At 45.7% G+C, this 1,279-nt stretch carries 2 protein-coding genes; both read right to left on the bottom strand.

The genetic code is table 11. The features are described from left to right. A partial coding sequence (locus tag PX481_RS10935; RefSeq protein ID WP_288094578.1) for a GAF domain-containing sensor histidine kinase occupies positions 1-1,070 on the bottom strand: 1,070 nt, incomplete at its 3' end. A 24-nt stretch (positions 1,071-1,094) separates the two neighbouring features. Further along, positions 1,095-1,279, bottom strand: a 185-nt coding sequence (locus PX481_RS10930) for a hypothetical protein (protein WP_288094577.1), incomplete at its 5' end; no start/stop codon positions are given.

Raw genomic sequence — 1,279 nt, 5'->3', positions numbered from 1 at the left:
TGCACTCCCCGGTAGTGACGTTGAAAAATTCTTTCTTGATCGCTCCTCGGGATACCATAACCCGTGTCTTTAAAAACAATTTCTACACTATTCTTAACATTATGCACCTCGACGGTGACTTTTCCGCCAGCCGGAGTATATTTGAGGGCATTATCAATTAAATTGCTGAATACTTCCCGCAAACCGGGGATATTGGCCCGAATAAGTGGTATATCTTCCCCGTGAATCGTTTCTAGACTGAGATTTCTCTCTTTGGCTACCGCCTGGGCCGAAAGGAGCAGCGGATCGAGAAGATCATGGAGATTGATTAGAGTTAGTTGGCTGCTGCCAGCAGGTAAGAGAAAGGCGGTGGGGGAAGATTGCGCTTGCAGGAGAGGAATATCGACAGTGGGATAATTTTCGCTTTCTTGCTGAATTTGTCCCTCAAATTCGGCAATTAAGTCGCGAACTCGATCGCTTTCTCTCAGGATACCAGTAATGGCGGGATCGTTACCCTCTTCGGCTAAAAGCCTTTTGAGCAGAAGTTTACCAAAGGTTTTTAAAGCGGTGAGGGGATTGCGGATTTGATGGAGAAAGGTATCGAGGCGCTGTCGTTGCCATTGTCGATAATAACGTTCTTCTCCCAATTGGCGATCGAGTACACAGGCCAAAGCGAGGGTTTGGGTGATTTTTTCCATCTGGGTTAATTCCCAACTTTGCCAAGGTCGTTTTTCTCGGGTTGTCACCAATAATCCGATCATGCCCTCTTCATACATTAAGGGTAAAAACAAGCGATGACTGCTGACGGTCTCCTGATTACCCCAGAGGTGGGACAAATCTTCTAACTTAACCGCAGTTAACAAGTCTGCTGCCGGTTGCCCCGGTTGTAAGGAAAGCCGCTTTTTTTGGGGAGAAGGGGGATTAAAAGGCGGATAAACAACGACTGGGATTAAATTACTCGATAAAGGTTCGGTTAAATAAACCGCACTTCTGTCAGCTTCCATTTGCTCCCGCAAAAGTTCCATCTGTGCCTGACAGAGGGCAATAAAATCATCACTAAGGGGAGTCCGGGAGGGGGAGGAGAAGGCCATACCAAGAAAGTAAAAAGTAAAAAGTCAGAAAACCCAGATAAAGCTAGGGTTGCGAGTTTTGTTTCCCAGTTTACACAGGAGAGAAAGGCGATTCTCTTGGGTCGAGGGCAGCCAGCAAAAAGCAATTAGGACAAGGGTTTGGTCACTATTTTCGGGGTGGATCACGGTATATATTAAAAAAAGTTTAAGAATAATAAGTTTTGTATCGG

Source organism: Microcystis sp. M53603_WE2, assembly GCF_030065435.1.
Note: the sequence above shows the minus strand (reverse complement) of the source record. Positions and strands in the feature narration are given on the sequence as shown.